Source organism: Mesorhizobium sp. M2E.F.Ca.ET.209.01.1.1, assembly GCF_004010375.2.
GTDB lineage: Bacteria > Pseudomonadota > Alphaproteobacteria > Rhizobiales > Rhizobiaceae > Mesorhizobium.
Genome location: NZ_SADP02000010.1, coordinates 1 through 18,365, shown reverse-complemented (window position 1 = coordinate 18,365; position 18,365 = coordinate 1). Strand labels below are relative to the sequence as shown.

Sequence of the window (18,365 nt, the reverse complement as noted above, 5' to 3'; positions counted from 1 at the left end):
TCGCATGTCCGACCTTGTCTTCACCGCGAAGGACCTCGCCAAGACCTACGTCTCGGGCGAGACGCAAGTGCACGCGCTGCGCGGCGTGAGCCTGGAGATTTCGGCAGGGGAAGTGGTCGTCCTGCTCGGGCCCTCGGGCAGCGGAAAATCGACCTTGCTCAACATCATGGGCGGGCTCGATCACGCGAGCAGCGGCGAGTTGTTTTTCAAGGCCTTGCGGCTAACCGACCTCGATGACCGGGGGCTGACATCCTATCGCCGCCGCCACGTCGGTTTCGTGTTCCAGTTCTACAATCTGATCCCCAGCCTCACGGCTTACGAGAACGTCGCGCTGGTCACGGAGATTGCCGACGATCCGATGCGCCCCGAGGAAGCACTCGCTCTCGTCGGGCTGGAACCGCGCATGCATCATTTCCCAGCGCAGCTGTCAGGCGGCGAGCAGCAGCGCGTCGCCATCGCCCGCGCGATCGCCAGGCGTCCGGAGGTGTTGCTCTGCGATGAGCCGACAGGCGCGCTCGATTCCAGGACGGGCGTTCGGGTGATCGATGCGCTGATGAAGGTCAATGCCGAGCTCGGCACGACCACCGTCATCATCACCCACAACGCCATCATTCAGGAGGTCGCGCACCGGGTTCTGTTCTTCAGCGACGGGCAGATATCGAAAGCCGTCACAAACGAGGCCCGGCGCGCTGTCGCCGAGCTGCAGTGGTGACGCCATGCGCGCCCTGGACATAAAGCTGTTTCGCGACCTCGTCCGCCTTTGGGCGCAGGCAATGGCCATCGCGCTGGTGGTCGGCGGCGGCGTGGCAACGCTTCTCCTCGCCGTCGGCTCCTACCGCTCTCTCGATGAGACGAGGACGGCCTATTACGAGCGCTACCGCTTCGCCGATGTCTTCGCCACGGTGCGGCGGGCGCCGAAAGCTCTCCTCGGCCGGATCGCCGAGATTCCAGGTGTGGCGACCGTCGATGCACGCATCGCGCAGTTCGCACTGCTCGAAACACCGGGTCTGACGGCTCCGGCCACCGGCGTGGTCATCTCGCTGCCCGAGGTCGGCGAGCCGAAGCTCAATCGCCTCTATATGCGTGCGGGCCGCACACCAGATCCGAGCCGGGACGATGAGGTCGTCGTCAACGAGACCTTCGCCGAAGCGCATCGGTTCACCCTGGGCTCGGGCTTCGCGGCGACCCTCAACGGTCGCAGGCGCGATCTGACGATCGTCGGCATCGCGCTTTCTCCCGAGTACATCTATGCCGTCGGCCCCGGCGACATCATGCCCGACGGCCACCGCTTCGGCGTCATCTGGATGTCCGAACGGGCTCTGGCCAGCGCCTACGATCTGGAAGACGCTTTTTCGTCGGTGTCGCTGAAGCTGCTGCCGGGAACGTCGGAGCGCGAGGTGATGACGCGTCTCGACAGGCTGCTCGATCGCTATGGCGGGTACGCTGCCTACGGGCGCAAGGACCAGACGTCGCATGCCTGGCTCGACCACGAGCTCGACATGCTCAACAACATGAGCCGCACGCTGCCGCCGATCTTCCTGCTGGTTTCGGCGTTTCTTGTGAACCTCACCCTCAGCCGCCTCGTTTCGCTTGAGCGCGAACAGATCGGACTCCTGAAAGCGCTCGGCTACCGCAATGCCGGCATCGTCCTGCACTACCTGAAATTTGTAGGCGTCATCACGGCGGCCGGCATCGTCATCGGCAGCCTGATCGGCACCTGGCTCGGCAGCTATGTGACCGGAGTGTTCGCGGACTTTTTCCGCTTCCCGTTTCTCCTGTTCACCAAGAGCCCCGATCTCTACGTCGCGGCGGCGGGACTGAGCGCGCTTGCCGCGGCAATCGGCGCGCTGCGAGGCTTGCGCGAAGTCGTCAATCTGGCTCCCGCGGTTGCCATGCAGCCGCCGGCTCCGCCGGTTTTCCGGCGAACGCTGCCACTGAGCCTCAGCGCGGCCGGCCTTGTCTCGCAGCCGATGAGAATGATGCTGCGCAACATCGCGCATCATCCAGTTCGATCTTTTCTCACCGCATTCGGCATGTCGCTGGCGACGGCGATCCTGATCGTGTCGCTCTTCACGAAGGGCACGATGGAGCAGCTCGTCGACGTTACCTACTTCCTTGCGGATCGACAGGACGCCACTGTCAGCTTTTTCGAGAAGCGCCCTCGGGAAGTGGCCTTCCAGATTGCGAGGCTTCCCGGAGTGCTGAATGCGGAATCCTATCGAGAAGTCCAGGTCCGCATCCGGAATGGCCATGTCGAGCGCCGCATCATGATCCGCGCCAGGCCGCGCGGGGCGGAGCTCAACCGTATCATCGATGCGGACCTGCGGCCGGTGGTCTTGCCGGAATCGGGCCTCGCGATCTCGGCCATGCTGGCCAAGATACTGAAGGTGCGGGTTGGCGACACCGTCGAGGTCGATCTGCTCGACAGCGAGCGCCGGACGGTCTCGCTTCCGGTGGCGGCGCTGGTCGAGGACTATCTCGGCATGCGCGGGATGATGGATGAGGAAGCGCTCGCCAGGCTGCTGCGTGAAGCGCCGATGGCGAACGGGGTGAGCGTCAGCCTGGACAAGACCAGACAGGATGAGTTCTACGCGGCGGTCAAGGCCATGCCGGTCGTGAGCAGCCTAGCTCTGCAGACGGCGTCCCTCGCCACGTTCCGCGACGCCGTGGCACTTCTGGTCACGACGATGTCCAGCATCTACACGGGGCTCGCGGCCGTGATCGCGTTCGGCGTGGTGTACAACAACGCGCGTGTCTCCCTGTCCGAGCGAGCCAGGGAACTGGCAAGCCTGCGCGTGCTTGGCTTCACCCGCGGCGAAGTGCTCGGCATCCTTCTGCTTGAACTCGCGCTGTTGACCCTGATCGCGCAGCCGCCGGGCTGGGCCCTCGGCTATGGTCTTGCCTGGATCATGAAGACGAACCTGGCCGGCGAACTGATGCGTGTACGCCTGGTTGTCGAGCCTGCCACTTATGTTTTCGCCAGCGCGATCGTCGTTACGGCGGCTGTGCTCTCCGCCCTGATCGTCCGCAGGCGGGTTAATCAACTCGACCTCGTTGCTGTTCTCAAGACGCGGGATTGAAGACCATGCGCACCAAATCGGTGACCAACTGGATGAAGAGAATCGGTGGCATTGCGGCCTTTGGCCTGATCGCGGCGGCCGCGGTCTGGTTCGCATGGCCGCAGCCGATTCCCGTCGACCTGGCGACGCTAGCCAAGGGTCCGATGGAGGTGACCGTCGACGATGAAGCCAAGACCGAGGTGCGGCACGTCTATACGATGTCGGCGCCGATCGCCGGCAAGGTGCTCAGAATTTCGCCGCCGCATCATGTCGGAGACGAGGTGGCCAAGGACGAGACGGTGGTGGCGGTCATGCAGCCGACCATCCCCGGCCTTCACGATGTTCGCACGCACGAAGAGCTGCTGGCGGCGCTTGGCGCGGCAGAAGCGGCCGTGACGTTCGCGGAAGCGGAGGTGAAACGCCTCGAGGCGGCGCTTGCATATTCGCGCACCGAACTCGATCGCGCGGAAAGGTTGGCCAAGTCCGGGGCGATTTCGCAGAACGCCCTCGACAAGGCGAAGTTCGAAGTCGACACCAACGAGGCAGCCTCGGCGAGCGCGAAGGCGCAGGTCGAAGTCCGGCGCAATGAACAGGCGATGATGCAGGCACGGCTGGGCCAGCCTGCCGGAGATGTTGCACAATCGGATCCGGCCTGCTGCATCCAGCTTCGTGCGCCGGTAAGCGGCCGCATCCTGAAGATCGTTCAGGAGAGCGAGGGCATGGTCCAACCGGGCGCGCCGCTTGTCGAGATCGGCGACCCGCGCGATCTGCAGGTGGCGGCGGACCTGCTCTCGACCGACGCGGTCCAGATCAGGCCCGGTGCTTCCGTTCGTATCGACGGTTGGGGTGGGCCCGCGCTTCATGGCAAGGTGACGCGGATCGACCCGGCCGGGTTTCTCAAGGTCTCGGCGCTTGGGATCGAGGAGCAGCGCGTCCACACCGAGATCGATATCGTCGAACCTGCCGAAATGTGGTCGCAACTTGGGCACGACTATCGCGTGATCGTGCACGTGACGAGCTGGCGGGGCGACAATGTCCTTGGCGTCCCGGTAGCGGCACTGTTCCGGCAGGGCGATGACTGGGCCGTGTATCTCGCCGAGGCCGGACGGGCGCGCACGGCCGTGGTCAGGATCGGCCACCGGGACAACAGGATGGCCGAGGTCGAATCCGGTCTGTCGGAAGGCGATCGGGTCGTGCTGCACCCGAGCGACCGGGTGGGCGACGGCGTGACCGTACGCGAGCGGAGCGTTCAATAGCTCGGTTGGCCTGCAAGCTGTCCGGAGGACATCCCGCTTCGCGTTGAGAAGAATTCGCGGACTTGTCCTGCGAAGCTCGGAGAGCGAAGCAGGATGGCGGAGAGGGAGGGATTCGGTTTCACGCCTATCCTGCTGAAAATGCTAATCTTTTCGCGCTTTTTGTTACGCAGTTTGTTACACTGCTACAACTGCGATTTACAATCGCTCTTTTGAGCTCGCCTGCCCAATCCATCTTATCTGTCGAAACCGACGCAATGGCGCGGCGGTGGATTGGGTCACTCTGTCATAGTATCCGCGCTTCATTAAGTTGACGATGCCGTTTAGACTCGGAGCTGATCCTTTCCGGTCGATCACCAGGATTTGGCGCGCGACCCGGCACCGGCGGTTCGTCTTTGTACGTTTGTGTCATCCAGGCCGGATCAACTCGGCCATCAGGCTTCTCACGACTTATGCATGCGTTTCCCACTTTTATTAGCATTCGGTGCGAACCCGCACCCTGCACCAAACCTGCGACGCCTAAGCTATCGTCCTCGACTTGAGCGTTCCCTGCTTCTCGTGGAAGACGCTAAATTCGCTCGTGCGTTATTGCCGGCCAGCAAAGGCTGCGGGTCGGCGGTGAGGGTGTCGAGGAGCGGCGGCCGTTCCCTTTCACTCAATAGTGCCGCCGGCGCCTGGATGGTTTCCACGACGCCGCCCCCGCAATCGTAGCCGTTGTGATGATCATCGTGCATGCGCTGAGCTGTTGGGGACATGCTGATGGCGGTGCCGGAAGCACCGGAGACATGTGATATCTCGGCAGCGGGCAGAGCGGCTTCTCTGTCGCTGCACAGGAAAGCGTAGAGTTCCTTCACGCAAATGCGGGCGTCCTTCTTGTCTTTTTGAAAGGGCGGGACGAGGGGCAACCTGATATCGGCCTTTTGGTAGAACGGACTGCGCTCTTCGTACAGCTGGTCAACCTTCTGCTCGATGTCGGCGCCTTGCAGCAGCGGCCGGCTGGTGTCCCTCTCGAGGCGCCTGCGGAGCTCTTTCAGCTCGGGTGTCGAGCCAGATCGACCTCGCCTTATTAAGAATCAGGGCTTGATTGGACTCCTTGCCAAAGCAGCCGCCGCCGGTTGCGATGACGATGGGGCCTCTCTCCAGCTGCTTGGCGAGCTCTTTGGTCTCCAGGTCCCTGAAGTGCGCCTCGCCACGGCCAGGGTCGGCGAACATCTCCATCAGATTGCCGTGATCGGCGACGATATGCTTATCGATGTCGACAAACTCCACCCCCAACTCCTTGGCAAGCTGGGCGCCGATGGTCGACTTGCCGCTCGCCGGCATGCCGACGAGCACGACCGGCCGCGTACCGAGGGCCGCGAGGATCTCGCCGGCTTGCGGCGAGCGAGCGACCGCAATCTGTTGTCTTGCGACGATGGGCGACCTGGAGGTCCCTGCCGCCCTCGACCTGCTTTCTCCTGACGAGTCCCAGTGTAATATCTCCCAGGCACCACGGGGAATGGGGACTAGCTGTGAGCTCTGCGCGCGGTGCGCGAGCTCGGCCCGATAACTGGCCGGCGTAGGGAACTCGACCTCGAAGCGATAGTTCTGCGCGGTTCTGAACGCCGTGTGAACGCCGCGTAACCGCGGCCTGTCCATCCTGATGACCCAGTTGGTGGTCTCGACCTCGCTGCAGTCCCGCTCCTCGAAGGCCAGTGCCGCCTTCCTGAAGGCGCGCGTAAAAGCCTCGTCCGGGATCTCGAAGACATGGCGCACGGCATTGGTGACCAGTTGGGCCTCCGGCGCCGTGCTCACGCTCTGGCCGGTCAACTCGTCGGCTATCCAGACCTGCCCGCCCGACCGTTGGTCAAGATGCGGCACCTTCACCTCGATGCCGTCCTGCCGCAAAAGCTCGGCAACCGCATGCACAATTTTTGGTAATCGCGCTTTCTTGCGCTTCGGCGGGGGCGGCTTCGAGCCTGGCCCGCTCAAGGGCCTGTTCGCTGCTCAGCGTTATCGTGCTGGCGCGGTCGTCTTCGGCCGAGATTGCTAAGGCGCTGAGCAGAATGCGCTTTTCGACGGCGAGTCTGATCGAGGCCTCCATGACCGATGCCGCCAGCGTGGGGTTGTCCTTCAGATCCGCCAGGCTGCCATCGACGTCGAACCGGCCCTGGTGGAGCTTTGCCGCCTGCGCCTTGACATATGGCGCCGACTTGAAGCCCGGCCTCTGCTCCAAGAGCCGCTGCAATTCGGTGGTTTTTTGCATGAACACCCGCGCACCGGTATCGGACTTGTAGGCGTCAGTGCCGACCTTGATGCCGACGCTCAACAGATTGATGGCGCTTTCATGCAGCTTGACTTCCGACTGCTCATGAGCCGGCTCGCTATTGAGCTGCAGGTTCCAGTCCTGGAGCTCGGCCACTAACAACGCGGCCAGTTCGCAGGCCACCGGATGCCTGGCGGCCTTGCTGTCTTCCCTCGCCCTGGCGATGAGCTCATGGAGGGCCTGGCCATCCGGCCGATCTTCCTGCAACAGTGCGCGGATGTCGGCCTTGAGCTCATTATGAATGCCCTCGTAGGTGCCGAAGATGGCACGCTCGGCAAACCAGCGTTGCGCCTCCAGCGGCTGCGCCAGCACGTTGCGCTGCAGGCAGCTGTAGGTCTCCAGCACCAGCCCGGTGGCCGACAGGATCTGCTTGGACCGGGTGAACTGGTAGCCGCTTTTCTCAATGGCCGGCGTGTGCGACTTCGGCGGCTTCATCGAGGCGATGCCGCGCGCCTGCAGCTGCGCGTCGAACTGGCGCACATGCTCGTAAAGGCGAGGCTGGTCGCCAATGATGACGACGGTGTCGCCATCAAAATCGCCGTCGAGCATTTTTTGTTCGACGCTTGGAACCGCAACCAAAGAGCCGGGCGCGAACACCTCCGTCGCCTGCAGGATGCCGACGCACTCGAGCGCGGTGTCGGCCTTGACCCGGTCCTTTTCCTCCAGCCAGTACGAATGGCACTTTACGTCCTCGGCAGACATCACGACCCCGCGCTCGGCGAAGTCCGCCGGCCACATTTCGTCGGGCACAACGATCAAGATGCCTTTGGCAAAGAAGGTCGGATCGTCGGCGGCAAGCCCAGCCCCCGACCTGTGCGCGAAGTTGAAGCTATATTGGAAGGCCACGCACCGATCCAGGAACGCCGCGGTCCGGTCGCCATCGCGCGCCGACCTGACCCGGTCGGCGGCGAACGGGCGCAGGTTGGGCTTGTCATAGGGGGAGCGTCCGACAAGCACGCCAGCGTCACGGGTCAAGGTCTTGCTCTTGCCCGTCGGCACATGCAGGCATTCGTCGCTGGACGGCACGGCGATAGCGCTCGAACCCTCGATATGCCCGCCCGTGACCGTCCGGAACAGCTCCTCGGCGGTGAGGCTTTGATGGGTTTCGAGCCAAGCCTGAGCCTTCTCGCGGGTCTCCTGTGCTACCTCGACGCTACGCGGATAATGTTGCAGCGCCGAGGGCGGTACCGCCGATTGCCTTTTATCGGCATAGGCAGGCATCCGCTCGGGAGCGTCGTGGCGAGCCCGGGCAATGGACGGCATGCGCTCGGCCAGTGAGGCCCTAATGAAGCCGCAGCCGTCATGCGGCCGCAAGGCGATCTCGCCGTCTCGCCCCTCGAACCGGAAGGGATGCACTGCGCCTGCGGGATGGTCGGGCAGAAGGGACAGCTTGAAGCACCCTTCCAGCGCATAATCATGGGGGCCAATGTCGGGGATGCCCGGCGGCGCGGCAAATCCGCGGCGCTGGGTATAGTAATAGGCTTCCTTGAACGGCGCCCAGGCCCGCGACAGCTGCTCAAAGGCCGTACCCGGAGCCGTCTCGGCATAGGGGATCGCCAAAAGCTTGCCGCTTGGGGCCTCTGCGGCCGTGAAAGGCAGGTGAGAGGCAAGCTGGTTCAGGCTCTTTTGCGGCGGCTTCAGTTTGCTGCCGCCGAACAGGTCCATGCGGTAGGGCACGCCCTCCACGGTGAACGTGCGTGTCAGCATGGCTCCAGTCGGAGTTCCCTTTAGCTGCACCGCCACCACCTTCACCGCGCCCGAGGTCAAGCGGTGGAAAATGGAATAGCGCAACTCGGCTTCGCTGGCCAGCGGCCGGCCTTGCATGTCGACCACCGGCAGCCGCATCAGTCCGGCATCGCCTTGCGGCGGTCTCGGCTCGTGGTCCATGGCCTGAAGGACCCGATGGACATCGAAGCTGGAGGCTGCATGCTGGGCCTGGATCATCGATGCGTTCTGCGCCATGAAGGTGTCGAGCGCTTCGAGCGGCTCCTTCGCCTCGATCTCGGCGATCACGCTCGAGTTCGCGCACCGCCTCGGCGCGCGCCGCGGCGCTCCTTCCTCGGCTGATGAACACTGCCGATCATAGATTCGACTGCCAGCCTCAAAGCCCCATCGTCGTGCATAATATGGGCTGGCCTCGCTACATTCGAAGGGGATCGAAGGCCGATCCCACGGTGCGGTGAAAGAAGCTGCAAGCGGCTTCCAAGACTAGGTGCGAGCACCTCGATCTCATTGTAGGCCCGTCATCGGATCATATGGAAATCGGTGAGCTTCATCCGCCGGCCTTTTACAACGTGGTTTGGTCGATCCTCTAGGGGATTACGCAGTCTTAAGCCAGCATTAATACCTTAGACGCGACACTAGGAATACTTTTACTATTCGCTAAAGCTCGATGCTATTTGACGAGGACTGGTCTTGCGTTTGCAGTTTTCTAGATGAGAGGGCTAAAGGACATTAGCGTCGGGACCAAGCTCTCGTTGGGCTTTGGGCTGGCGCTGCTGTGCGTCGTGGCCGTGGGAGTATTTGGGGTCGCGCAACTGCGATCACTCAACAAGGTCACGAGCGAGATCACCAGCGTTTGGTTGCCCCAGGTCCAGATCGTCGGCGAGATGAAGCGCAACCTCGCGGAACACCAGCTCTATGCGACGTTGCGCGTGCGCACTGCCGAGGCTGCGCAGATAGCCGGCATTGAGAAGGAGATGGCGAGGGAAAGCGACGAAATACTGCAAGGTCGGCGCGCCTATCGCCGGAGTGCCGGATCGCTGGCCGAGCAGCAGCTGTTCGACCAGTTCGTCAACCTATGGACGGCCTACGAAGATTCCCTGACATCGATTTTCCCGCTCCTCGAAACAGGAGGGCGAACAATGGCTGTCAAGGAGTTCGAGACGGTATCGCTCCCGACCGTTGCCGCCGCCACGCAGCGATTGGACGACCTGCTGGCCCTCACCAACGAGCGCAGCACGGCCGCGGCGGTGATGGCGGACAGGACCTACACCGTTGCGCAAAGATTGACTTGGCTGGCAGTTCTTTTTGCCGCCGGGTGTCTTGGTGGGCTTGTCGCCTGGATACGCCACAATGTCAGCAAGCCGATCCTCGCCGTGACCGAGGCGATGCGTTGCTTGGCGCAGGGCGAGCGCCGTTCGAGTCTCATTGCGCTGAAAAGGGATCGGCAGGACGAGGTTGGAGTGCTGTTCTCGGCCTTTGCCGGCTACCGGGCCAGCCTGGAGCGCAGCGATGCCTTGGCCCGAGAAGCCGAGCTGGAGCGGCAGCAATTGGCCGCGGCCGCCGCCAATATGCCCGTAGGGCTTTGCATGTTCGATGCGGAGAGGCGGCTGGTTCTGTGCAACCAAAGCTACGCCGATCTCTACCATGTGCCGGAGCCCCTGACTCGTCCCGGCACGCCGTGGATCGATTTGATGCGGTTCCGGATCGCGGCGGGCCTCTATGCCGGCCATGACCCGGAAAAGTATGTGCAGCAGCTGACGGAGACCATCGATCGCGCAGAGCGGACGGTGAGCCTGGTGGAACTCAGGGACGGACGCACCATCGACCTCATCCATCAGCCACTGCCGGGCGGCGGGTGGCTTGCCACTCACCATGACGTGACCGACTTGCGGCGGAGCGAAGCCAAGATTTCATACATGGCGCGCCACGACGGACTTACCGAGCTTCCAAATCGCATATTGTTCCGCGAACGCGCCGAGGAGGCTTTGGTCGAGATGCGGCGTGATGGTAGCAAGATTGCTTTCCACTGCCTCGATCTCGATCATTTCAAGATGGTCAACGACACGCTGGGGCACCCGGTTGGCGACGCCTTGCTGAAGGAGGTCGCCGCCAGACTGAAACAGGTGGCCCGTGAAGGCGACACCGTGGCAAGGCTCGGCGGCGATGAGTTCGTGATCATTCAAACCGCGGTTGATCAGCCGGTCGAGGCGACAGCTCTTGCCCAACGGGTCATTGATGGGCTGAGCGCACCTTATGTCGTCGATGGCCACGGGGTTATGATCAGCGCCAGCATCGGCATCTCGATCGCGCCGGACGATGGCATTGACGCCGACCAACTTCTCAAGACCGGCGACATGGCGCTCTACCGGGCGAAGGCGGAAGGCCGCGGAACCTACAGGTTCTTCGAACCGGAAATGGATGCGCGCATGCAGGCGCGGCGGTTTCTCGAACTCGACCTGCGCGAAGCGGTGGTGCGGCAGCAGTTCGAAATCTACTACCAACCGCTCCTCAATCTCGACCGCGGCGAGGTCAGCTGCTTCGAGGCGCTGCTGCGCTGGCATCACCCGACGCGCGGCATCGTATCCCCGGGAGAATTCATCCCGCTGGCCGAGGACATCGGCCTCATCGTCCCGATCGGTGAATGGGTTATCAAGCAAGCCTGTCTCGACGCGGCAAGCTGGCCCGGTAGCATCAAGGTCGCCGTCAATCTGTGCCCGGCGCAATTTCGCAACGCGCGCTTGCTCTCCACCATCGTCGAGGCATTGGATATCTCGGGACTGCCCCCCAGCCGGCTTGAGCTTGAGATCACCGAGACAGTGCTGCTGGCCAACAGCCAGGCGACTCTCTCGATGCTGCAACATATCCACATGCTCGGCGTTCATATCGCGATGGACGACTTCGGAACCGGATATTCGAGCTTGAGCTATCTGCGCTCGTTCCCATTCGACAAGATCAAGATCGATCAATCCTTCATCACGGACGCCGGAGATATCGACAGTTCCGTCGCCATCATTCGAGCGGTCACGAGCCTCGGCAACAGCCTCGGGATGCAGACCACCGCCGAGGGCGTCGAGACCGTGGAGCAGCTGGAACGGGTCCGAAGAGAAGGCTGCACCGAGGCGCAGGGCTTCCTGCTCAGCCGCCCGCTGCCCGCGCGGGACATCCCCGCGATGCTGGAGCGGACCCGCGCCGTGGTGGCGGGCGAGATCATTGAGACCGAACCCGAAACGTCAGGCGAGCGAGACACGGACAAGCCGGGCAGGCGTCGCAGTAGGGCGTCTGTCCCCGCCTAACCGGGATGCAAGCGAAAAACAGTGCCAACGAACATGAGTTTGCCGGCCTAGTTCAGGCCGCCACTCGGATCATGTCGATAGCGGGTGTGTAGGTCGGCGCGGCTCGAAATTAGGTGTGCTGAGCGCCGGTCAAAGTGGGATTAGCTTGTCATATCGATTATGGGATCCAGGTTGAACCCGACTTGCAGGACTCTGCTCGTAACCGAGCAGATCAACCTCACATTCGGTCGCTGCTCTTCACGGCTGCACCAACATCCCGCCTACGGCCGCTGGGCTCGGGCGACGAGACCATTCTGAGTGAGCGGCGTTTTATATACCCGTTCGGTCGTCAGTACCTTGCGTTCACGACAGATACGCCGGCGATCCTCCTGCTCCGGTGTTGGCTCTTTGACCATTGCACATATGCGCGGTTCGCCTCGCTTGAAGGCAAGGAGAGACGAGCGTTTCACCATCGATCTTATCGGTTTTGGCTCGGCGACTGCGACGAGACACTGCGATAGAAGCGGGATCAACGACGTAGCTCTCGATCCCCGCCTTGCTCAGAACCCGATGGATCCAGGAGCCATCGAGCCCGGCTTCCTGGATAGCGACGACGGGGAAGTCTGGCCCCATGCGTGCTCTTGCCTTCTCTCGCACGCTATCGAAGCGACGGAACAAGGCGGATAAATCACCACTGGGGACACTGTGTTTCGACAACTTCTCGCCGCCACCTGGCGACAACGACGAGATCAGCCAGGTTGAACGGCTGAGCTCCAGCGATACGAAGATTGCGCCCAGACCAGTCCGGATAGCAGTCAGAGTTTCGGATCGGTCGGCCACTACATGCATGGTGTTCCTCCGCGGGGTGTTTGTTAGCAGCGTCACTCTGCCAGAGCACGCGCCGCTATCCATCCGTCGCCATGGGATCTGGTGATTGTTCATGTCGCCGATTCCCGCGAAGGAACGCCACCATGACCAAGATTGAAAGTAAGACCGCCAGCGCTGCCGTCAAAGACATTCTGCTTTCAGACCCGGACGGACTTCACGAAATGATCCGTGCGGTGATGCAGGAGGTGCTCGAGGCCGAGATGGACGACGGTGGAGGAGACCATCGAGCGCACGCTGACCTTCTTTTGCCTGCCGCGCCAGCATCACAAGCATCTCAAGAGCACCAACATGCTTGAACGGCTCAATGAGGAAATCCGCCGGCGCACCTATGTCGTGCGCATCTTCCCCAACGCCGAAAGCTGCCTGCGCCTCGTCAGGGCGCCGGCTGTCGAAACCAACGAAAACTGGATGGAGGCCCTACATCAACATTGACGACCTGCGCGAGCACAAGAAGCTCGCTCTACGCCAAGCCGCATGACCAGCATCGTGGCCGCCCCATTTTGCAGAACTTGACGCACACAACCGCCACTTCGAGTTTACCGACCGCACCGAGTCATCCACGCAAAGACCTGCGCAGCGTCAGCTTCAGAGCTTGGTCCCACCGGCTGAACGCCAAAAAAGCGGATCTTGGCCATCGGAAGCGCCCTCAACCGACTGAGAGGTTTCGGCTTATGCGATGCGACTGGCAGTCCTGCGCTCCGGGGACAAGGCCGTGGCGGCAGAAGATCCCCTGGACATCAGGCGATGTCCGGAAGGCAGCATCGTAGTAACGGTTTTTACGCCGCTCGCGGCACGCGCGAGGTGAACGTCGCCCGGGTGACCGACACGCTGGTGCCGTCAATATCGCTGATAATCTCCACCCTGGCCTCCAGTTGTTTCACCAGTGCTTCGACGATGGCTGTTCCAAGTCCGGTAGCCGGTACGTCGTTGGCGATCTTGCCGACGCCATTGTCCGAAACCGTCAGTTTCCAGTCACTGCCCGCGGTCTCGTAGCTCACCTGGATGCGAGCGCCGGTTCTCTTCTTGGGGAAAGCATATTTGATGGCGTTGAGCACGAGTTCGGTGACAATTAGTCCCAGACTGACTGCCCTTTGCGAATCTATCCTGCCGCCTTCGGCCATTACGGTGACCGTGATCGGCTGGGCTTCGCCGACCATCGACGAGGCGAGGCTGCTGCACAATTTCGGTAGGTAAGAGCCGACATCGATCTCGTCGACGCCGGCGGAGGTGTGGAGATGGCGTTGCACCTCGGCCACGGACAGAACGCGCTGATGGGCGTCCTTGAGATGCTGGCGCGTCTCTTCCGACGTCACCGAGCGTGCCTTCAGCAACAGGATCGAGGCAATGATCTGCAGGCTGTTGGCAACCCGATGCTCCATCTCGCGCAGCAGGACGTCTTTCTGCCGAAGCAGGTCTTCGGTGCGACCGAGCAGTTCTTCCTTCTCCCGCTCGATGATACGACGGGCCGTTATGTCATTGAAGGCGAGAAGGATGGTGATGGCCGAACTATGGTCGTAAAGCACCTTGCGGGCATTGAGCAGCATGGTGCGACGGCCGATCCGCGTTCCTGAGCCATGCTTGCCTCCCTCTATCCCTTGATCTGGATCTTCTTCGGCCGATCCGCCTCCGGCCGGTGCAACTCGACTTCGAGCAGCCCGTTGGCGAAACGCGCCTCGACCCGTTCCGGGTCGACGCGGAATGGCAATTGCACTGTCCGGGAGAAGGTCCCATAGGCGCGCTCACGGCGGTGCCAGACGGATTTCTCGTCCTCCGTTCGAGGCTCGCGCGTTCCCTTCAATGTCAGAATGTTCTCGCGCACCGTGAGGCCGATTTCGTCAGGTGATATCCCCGGCAGTTCCGCGGCCACCGCCACGCTGTCCTCGCCAGTCCAAAGATTGATCGGCGGAAACTCCTGAGCGGCGCTGGCGGTCAGCCCGGCCAAACGCTGGTTTACTTCCTGTTGCATGCGCCGCATTTCCACAAACGGATCGAACCCGATGCGGCCGAAATCCGACAAAAGCATGTACATCCTCCTATGATTCACGACCTTGCATGATTGCCACGCGCGACACGTGCGTGCGCACCGGAAGCGGAATCGATCGATGGCAACAGGAGGGGCGATCAGCACAGAGACCGAGCGGCCCGATCGCGCAACCTCGCAGAATGCGAGAAAGAGGGGTTCGGGCAGACGCCGGAACACATCCTCCTTGCGAAGCGACATGAACCGAACTCGATCCACCGTAGGGCCGGACCGTCATTCCCGTGCCAGGACCCGATAGCGGCATCCGGCTTTATCATTAGGTGGCCCCAAATGGCCTTTCACGAGGTGATCTTTGACATTCCACCAGTCACCTCTTCGGCAACAGCGGGGTCCCTTCGAATCCGTAGCCACGTTGCCTCTAGTCGCTGATTTGGCTTCCCTTTGCGCAACTGTCGGGATCGACGAAGCGTCCCGAATTGCACCGCGGTTCGATCAACTGATCGCAGGCGACGCGCCGCATCGTCATGGTAGCTGACGAATGAATCGGCATGACACGTCGCAGTGACCGAGACATCAAGCCAGCACCTATGTCGGCTTGCCGCAAGTCAAAAGAATCCAGCCCTGCGTGCCGCGTTCGCTGACCTTCGCCAGTGACGCCATTTGCATTTCGGCCGGACAGATGGGCACAGACATGTGCAATTCCCGCATCGCCCATTATTGGAACTCACAAGGCGGCGTTCTTTCCGTCTTGGCGAGCAGCGGGCCAACGCGTTACCGGCGGTGATCTTCCTGCAGCTTTAAATCAGTCGCCACCAACGACGAAATCAGATTTGGCCAGCACGCCGGCAATCCTGGCAAATCCCACAATGCTTGCCGCGCCTGCTCGGGTGTCATCTGTCCGGCGATCGCTGCGTTGCTGCTTCTCACCGCGCAACTGAATACCGGTCCCCGACGCGCTTTTGGCCACTGATTCAGGAATACGAGCGCTTCGCGCACTGTGTTGATGTCGTGACGACGTCGTTGGTCTTAACCTGGACCGGCGATAGGAAAGCCAGACCGGTTATTCTTACCTCCCTGCGATCGCACGCTGGATCTTTCATTCGGTGGTTGGTTGCGTGACAGGTTTCGAACGTTAGGTCTTGTTTTCTCTGGAAGATCGGGCTGTACGACATAATCCAAATGTTGCGACGCAGCGAAGGCTTCTGCTGGTTCCCGAGTTGAAAAAGCCAGTTGCACCTGGATGAGTGTGTCGCCGCCACCCAATAGCCCATCAGATGTTCAATGGCAGGCGGCGTCCGACGCTCGAACAGCAAGCGCCACGGCCGGCGGGTAGCCGATGCCACAGCTTTGGAGCTGCCCCGGATACTATTATAAGACCGATTGACGCGGGGCTCGACGCGTTTGCGGCAAATAAGCTCGAGTGTGGACAGAGATGTGACGTTCTATTGAGTCGCTGACCCAATCGGTAGCGACCTGGTGATCCACGCAACCAATTCCGGTCGTTTCTGTCACTAAGAACTCGATATTCGCTATTTGCACCTCGAAAGTCGCATAATTGGCAGTGAGAAACTCAACGCGTTGTGAGGATGGCATAGAGAAGCAGTAGCCCCTTCTCTAGTCTCGCTACGGGAAAAATTCTGGAAAATGGGTCTGCTTGGCTGGACGCAGAACGCTGTGGTTATTCAGCCGGCATTTCTGAAGCCTCTCCAAGACAAACAGCTTGCCTTCGCGCACGCTGTCTTCGAGCGGCTTCGGCTTCGCCAGATGCGCCGCAATCGCGCTGGCCAGCATGCAACCTGTCCCGCGCATCGATGTGGCAAGGCGCGGTGCATCGAAGCGGATGGGTTCGTGCCCGGAGCGTAACAGAATATCGGTCGACCGGGTTCCCGACGCATGCCCACCCTTGATCAGCAGGGCTTGAGGGCCGGCGGCCAGCAGTCTTTTTCCTTGTTGGAGCGCTCCGTCCTCATCCACTGCCAGTTCGGAGCCACTAAGGAGCGCCAGTTCAGGGAGGTTGGGCGTGACAATGCAGCAAAGCGGCATAAGATCGCGCTTCATGGCAGCGATAGCGCCTGCTTGCAGAAGTGCGCGGCCTGAGGTGGAGGCCAGCACAGGGTCGAGTACTGCGGGGACATGCGGAAATTTGCGCAGCACTGCGGCAACGGCAACAATGATCTTGGCAGTCGCCAGCATGCCGATCTTGATTGTGGCCACGTCGTTGGCCTGCAGCGCGGCGCACATCTGATTGGCCACCAGGCTAGGTGGCGAATAATAGATTTCGATCACGGCGTCATGCGTTTGCACCGTTAGCGCTGTGACGGCGAGACAGGTGCGCACGCCAATGGCAGAGATCGTCTCGATATCGCGTGCAATTCCAGCACCGCCACTGGAGTCCGATCCACCGACGACAAGCACATGTGGTTCTCGCCTCAGCGCCATTGGTCCGTCTTTTCGATCCATTCTCGCGTGCGCGCCTCGGGGTCGTCGTTGAGCGTGATGTCGGTCACCACCGCCGCGCTGTCCGCGCCAGCCGCAAAGACACCGTCGAGCCGCTCAGGGTTGAGGCCACCAATGGCGACCAATTGAAACGGCGCGACCTGGCGCTTCCATTCGCTGATCCGTTCGACCCCTTGCGGCGCCCATTTCATCTTCTTCAGGATGGTCGGATAGATGGGTCCAAGCGCTATGTAGTCAGGCTCGGCGGCCATCGCCGTTTCCAGCTCCTGATGATCATGTGTGCTCAGTCCGAGCCTTACGCCGGCTGCCCGTATCGCCAAGAGGTCAGCGGTCTGCAAATCCTCCTGGCCGAGATGTATGAAGTCGCAGCCTTCCTCGATTGCCAGGCGCCAGTGGTCGTTGACGATGAGTTGGCACTGGTATCGAGCACACAAGGCCTTCGCGGTGCGGATCTCCGCGCGCAACCCAGCCTCATCCACGGTCTTGATGCGCAGTTGCAGAAGCCGGACTCCGAGTGGGACCAGCCGTTCGATCCAGGCAGCGCTGTCGACGATCAGATAAAAGGGATCGAGCTTCATGAAAAAACGGCCCTGCCGACCATCGGTGTCGATGGCACGGCGACGTCGCGCGGTTCGAGCATTCCCGAACTGAACGCCTCACGACCGGCGTCGACCGCCTTACCGAAAGCACGCGCCATGCCGACCGGATATGCCGCCTTGGCGACCGCTGTGTTCAGGAGCACGGCGTCAAAGCCGAGTTCCATGACGGTGGCCGCGTGCGACGGCCGTCCGAGCCCCGCATCCACAATCAGCGGGACGCCAGGGAAATATCCGCGCATCGAGCGCAGCGCCGTCATGTTGACCGGTCCCAAGGCGGAACCGATCGGTGCGCACCACGGCATCAGGACCTTGCAGCCCGTTTCCAGCAGCCGCTCGGCGACAACGAGATCGTCGGTGGTATAGGGGAATACCGCAAAGCCGTCCTCGCACAGGATGCGGGCGGCTTCAACCAGACCGAACACATCCGGCTGTAGCGTGTCGTGATTGCCGATCACTTCGAGCTTGATCCAGTTGGTGCCGAAGACCTCGCGCGCCATTTTCGCGGTGGTGACGGCTTCCTTGACGGAGAGGCAGCCGGCGGTATTGGGCAGGATTCTGGCGCCCAGCGAGCGGATCAACGACCAGAATTGTTCGCCGGCTCTACCGCCCGCCATCTCACGCCGCAACGAGACGGTCACCACCGACGTGCCCGACGCCTTGACTGCATCGGCAAGGATGGCCGGCGAAGGATATTGAGCGGTGCCGAGAAGCAGGCGCGACGAAAGCTCGGTTCCATAAAGCTCCAACATGCTAGCCGCCCTGCATGGGCGAGAGGATTTCGATCCGGTCGCCGTCGCTCAACTGGAACTCCGTGCGGTTGGCTTTG

General features: G+C 61.8%; 14 protein-coding genes and 3 pseudogenes. 6 read left to right on the top strand and 11 right to left on the bottom strand.

Going from position 1 to position 18,365, the window contains the following annotated elements; all coding sequences use genetic code 11:
* Positions 1 to 4 precede the first annotated feature (4 nt).
* The 3 genes from EN852_RS18910 to EN852_RS18900 are packed head-to-tail and all read left to right on the top strand — an operon-like array spanning position 5 to position 4,315.
* The gene (locus EN852_RS18910; protein WP_127876417.1) at positions 5 to 712 is read left to right on the top strand and encodes an ABC transporter ATP-binding protein; all 708 of its coding nucleotides are present in this window, start codon (positions 5 to 7) and stop codon (positions 710 to 712) included.
* A gap of 4 nt (positions 713 to 716) precedes the next feature.
* Entirely contained in the window at positions 717 to 3,080 is a 2,364-nt protein-coding gene (locus EN852_RS18905) for an ABC transporter permease (protein WP_127876416.1), read from the top strand.
* Between the two features lie 5 nt (positions 3,081 to 3,085).
* Complete coding sequence (locus tag EN852_RS18900) at positions 3,086 to 4,315, top strand: HlyD family efflux transporter periplasmic adaptor subunit (RefSeq protein WP_127876415.1); 1,230 nt, start codon at positions 3,086 to 3,088, stop codon at positions 4,313 to 4,315.
* Positions 4,316 to 4,836: 521 nt separating this feature from the next.
* On the opposite strand, the gene EN852_RS42405 is transcribed toward EN852_RS18900, so the two are convergent.
* From EN852_RS42405 to EN852_RS18895, 3 genes are read right to left on the bottom strand one after another with little or no spacing between them, the layout of a single operon-like run.
* On the bottom strand, positions 4,837 to 5,298 hold the full coding sequence (locus EN852_RS42405) for a hypothetical protein (RefSeq protein WP_245454879.1): 462 nt from the start codon (positions 5,296 to 5,298) through the stop codon (positions 4,837 to 4,839).
* A complete protein-coding gene (locus EN852_RS43195) occupies positions 5,267 to 6,199 on the bottom strand; it encodes a shikimate kinase (RefSeq protein ID WP_245455306.1) in 933 nt (310 codons plus the stop codon). The genes EN852_RS42405 and EN852_RS43195 overlap by 32 nt, the downstream gene beginning before the upstream one ends.
* Positions 6,159 to 8,630 carry a hypothetical protein gene (locus EN852_RS18895; RefSeq protein ID WP_245455307.1) on the bottom strand — a complete coding sequence of 824 codons (2,472 nt, stop codon included), beginning with the start codon at positions 8,628 to 8,630 and terminating at the stop codon, positions 6,159 to 6,161. The genes EN852_RS43195 and EN852_RS18895 overlap by 41 nt, the downstream gene beginning before the upstream one ends.
* A gap of 422 nt (positions 8,631 to 9,052) precedes the next feature.
* Between EN852_RS18895 and EN852_RS18890 the strand changes: the two genes are divergently transcribed.
* Positions 9,053 to 11,635 carry an EAL domain-containing protein gene (locus EN852_RS18890; protein WP_126057614.1) on the top strand — a complete coding sequence of 861 codons (2,583 nt, stop codon included), beginning with the start codon at positions 9,053 to 9,055 and terminating at the stop codon, positions 11,633 to 11,635.
* Between the two features lie 314 nt (positions 11,636 to 11,949).
* Here the strand turns inward: EN852_RS18890 and EN852_RS40885 are convergent.
* A pseudogene (locus tag EN852_RS40885) lies at positions 11,950 to 12,463 on the bottom strand (transposase); the annotation flags it as partial.
* A 122-nt stretch (positions 12,464 to 12,585) separates the two neighbouring features.
* Here EN852_RS40885 and EN852_RS18880 point away from each other — a divergent pair.
* Complete coding sequence (locus tag EN852_RS18880; RefSeq protein WP_126057615.1) at positions 12,586 to 12,798, top strand: hypothetical protein; 213 nt, start codon at positions 12,586 to 12,588, stop codon at positions 12,796 to 12,798.
* Positions 12,698 to 12,980, top strand: a pseudogene (locus tag EN852_RS18875) (transposase); the annotation flags it as partial. The gene EN852_RS18880 and the pseudogene EN852_RS18875, both read left to right, overlap by 101 nt.
* 298 nt (positions 12,981 to 13,278) lie before the next feature.
* Here EN852_RS18875 and EN852_RS18870 read toward each other — a convergent pair.
* The 7 genes and pseudogenes from EN852_RS18870 to EN852_RS18835 form a co-directional block, all read right to left on the bottom strand.
* Positions 13,279 to 14,061: pseudogene (locus tag EN852_RS18870) on the bottom strand (sensor histidine kinase); the annotation flags it as partial.
* A gap of 29 nt (positions 14,062 to 14,090) precedes the next feature.
* A complete protein-coding gene (locus tag EN852_RS18865; RefSeq protein ID WP_126057616.1) occupies positions 14,091 to 14,723 on the bottom strand; it encodes an Hsp20/alpha crystallin family protein in 633 nt (210 codons plus the stop codon).
* 531 nt (positions 14,724 to 15,254) lie between these two features.
* Positions 15,255 to 15,479, bottom strand: a complete 225-nt coding sequence (locus EN852_RS18860; RefSeq protein WP_245454712.1) for a DUF982 domain-containing protein — start codon at positions 15,477 to 15,479, stop codon at positions 15,255 to 15,257.
* A 627-nt stretch (positions 15,480 to 16,106) separates the two neighbouring features.
* Positions 16,107 to 16,922, bottom strand: coding sequence for a hydroxymethylpyrimidine/phosphomethylpyrimidine kinase (locus EN852_RS18850; RefSeq protein WP_126057617.1), 816 nt, complete (start codon positions 16,920 to 16,922; stop codon positions 16,107 to 16,109).
* Positions 16,913 to 17,518, bottom strand: a complete 606-nt coding sequence (locus tag EN852_RS18845; protein WP_126057618.1) for a thiamine phosphate synthase — start codon at positions 17,516 to 17,518, stop codon at positions 16,913 to 16,915. Before EN852_RS18845 ends, EN852_RS18850 begins: the two co-directional genes overlap by 10 nt.
* Positions 17,515 to 18,288 carry a thiazole synthase gene (locus EN852_RS18840; protein ID WP_126057619.1) on the bottom strand — a complete coding sequence of 258 codons (774 nt, stop codon included), beginning with the start codon at positions 18,286 to 18,288 and terminating at the stop codon, positions 17,515 to 17,517. The genes EN852_RS18845 and EN852_RS18840 overlap by 4 nt, the downstream gene beginning before the upstream one ends.
* 1 nt (position 18,289) lies before the next feature.
* Positions 18,290 to 18,365 (bottom strand): MoaD/ThiS family protein (locus tag EN852_RS18835; RefSeq protein WP_189348009.1); only part of this gene is annotated, 76 nt, incomplete at its 5' end.

Excerpts from the sequence above, each read along its gene's own strand:
- EN852_RS18910 (WP_127876417.1), top strand. The coding sequence starts at position 5 with ATGTCCGACCTTGTCTTCACCGCGAAGGACCTCGCCAAGACCTACGTC.
- EN852_RS18840 (WP_126057619.1), bottom strand. The coding sequence starts at position 18,288 with ATGTTGGAGCTTTATGGAACCGAGCTTTCGTCGCGCCTGCTTCTCGGC.
- EN852_RS18900 (WP_127876415.1), top strand. The coding sequence starts at position 3,086 with ATGCGCACCAAATCGGTGACCAACTGGATGAAGAGAATCGGTGGCATT.
- EN852_RS18850 (WP_126057617.1), bottom strand. The coding sequence starts at position 16,922 with ATGGCGCTGAGGCGAGAACCACATGTGCTTGTCGTCGGTGGATCGGAC.
- EN852_RS18880 (WP_126057615.1), top strand. The coding sequence starts at position 12,586 with ATGACCAAGATTGAAAGTAAGACCGCCAGCGCTGCCGTCAAAGACATT.
- EN852_RS18865 (WP_126057616.1), bottom strand. The coding sequence starts at position 14,723 with ATGTCGCTTCGCAAGGAGGATGTGTTCCGGCGTCTGCCCGAACCCCTC.
- EN852_RS18845 (WP_126057618.1), bottom strand. The coding sequence starts at position 17,518 with ATGAAGCTCGATCCCTTTTATCTGATCGTCGACAGCGCTGCCTGGATC.
- EN852_RS18905 (WP_127876416.1), top strand. The coding sequence starts at position 717 with ATGCGCGCCCTGGACATAAAGCTGTTTCGCGACCTCGTCCGCCTTTGG.
- EN852_RS18890 (WP_126057614.1), top strand. The coding sequence starts at position 9,053 with ATGAGAGGGCTAAAGGACATTAGCGTCGGGACCAAGCTCTCGTTGGGC.